1 protein-coding gene is annotated in these 1,296 nt (G+C 34.3%); it reads right to left on the bottom strand.

Annotated elements, in window-relative coordinates; genetic code table 11:
• Positions 1-362: 362 nt before the first annotated feature.
• On the bottom strand, positions 363-1,220 hold the full coding sequence (locus PHQ99_06680; protein ID MDD4289256.1) for an OmpA family protein: 858 nt from the start codon (positions 1,218-1,220) through the stop codon (positions 363-365).
• Between the last annotated feature and the right edge of the window lie 76 nt (positions 1,221-1,296).

The following is a 1,296-nucleotide window of genomic DNA, read 5'->3' as shown; positions in this document are numbered from 1 at the left end:
TATGGTGTTGGGAAAATTATTGATAATTCCTTTAGCTCCCTCTCCAAAACTTTCTGCACCGGATAATAACGAGAAAATAAAAAGCAGTACAGCTATAACTGATAAAACAATCAGTGAAAATCCTCGTATCTTTTTTGCTAATTTCTGCATTCCTTCTTTCCCCATTTTATTCCCTTATTTTATTGAAATTTATTGATATAAATAATGATTTAACAGTTGTAAGAATAATTTTCTACCATTATGATAACATACTCATTTGAATGTTTCCCATTGATCATCTTCAGATAACACATAGTCCCAATTTTTCTTACAAAAGCCTCTCAGTGTGATATTGAGAGGCTTTTGTTTTTACTGTTTTTTATCTACATCTTGACCAATTCTACCCGACGATTCTTTGCCCTGCCTTCTTCAGTGTCATTGGTAGCAACCGGCTGGGATTCACCATATCCTTTGGATAGAAGTCTTTCTGAACCAATTCCGAATAATTGTAGATATTGGAGCACAGTATTTGCCCTTTTATCTGATAAAGTTAAATTATAAGCTTCTTCTCCTTCATCATCGGTATGACCTTGTATCTCGACCTTCAACTCAGGATTCTGTAATAATAATGTAACTATATATTGCAACTGTTTATCAGATTCCTGTTTTAAGGTAGCCTTATCATAGTCAAACAGGATATCATAGAGTATTACCCTGCCTTCACTGTCCAGAGCTTCTTTTAACTCAACAGGACCAAAAGTGAGGGATTTTTTAAAACCTTCTTCATCTATAATAACCAATTCCTGCTGGCCTAAGCCGGCATTACCACTAACCCGGCACCAGGTAATTCCTCCATCTTCCCTGGGTATGGTCAGAACCATCTGTCCCTGGTCCTCAAAGACGACCTTGCCGCCTCTCTCCAGAGCAGCAGCTTTATAATTTTCAAAAAACTCCAATTTAGATATGTTTCTTACTCTTTCCCCGGATGGTGTGCGAACTTCATATAACAATTGCCATTTTTTACCCTTAATCTCTACCTCTTCCCTCTTTTGGGTCTGTTCATTTGTGACATAAAATTTATATGAATCAAAGTTAGTATATTTTGACATATTTTCAGCTAACACTGATCCAGGAAATGGGCGAATAAATGAATGTTCAGGAATATCAGCAGCAAAAGCAGATATAGTTGTTATAATCAGGAAAAGAACAATAAAAGATAGAAATAACCTTAAATATTTCATTTTTAACCTCCAAAGATTATTTTTTAAAATACAATATCTTGTTTATAAAATTTTTGAGAAATTTTGAATAAATTAA

The sequence above is a fragment of the Atribacterota bacterium genome (genome assembly GCA_028703475.1).
In the GTDB taxonomy this organism is placed as follows: domain Bacteria; phylum Atribacterota; class Phoenicimicrobiia; order Phoenicimicrobiales; family Stramentimicrobiaceae; genus JAQVMU01.
Note: the sequence above shows the minus strand (reverse complement) of the source record. Positions and strands in the feature narration are given on the sequence as shown.

Bases quoted from the DNA above. Each gene is read 5' to 3' on its own strand.
- PHQ99_06680 (MDD4289256.1), bottom strand. From the start codon at position 1,220: ATGAAATATTTAAGGTTATTTCTATCTTTTATTGTTCTTTTCCTGATT.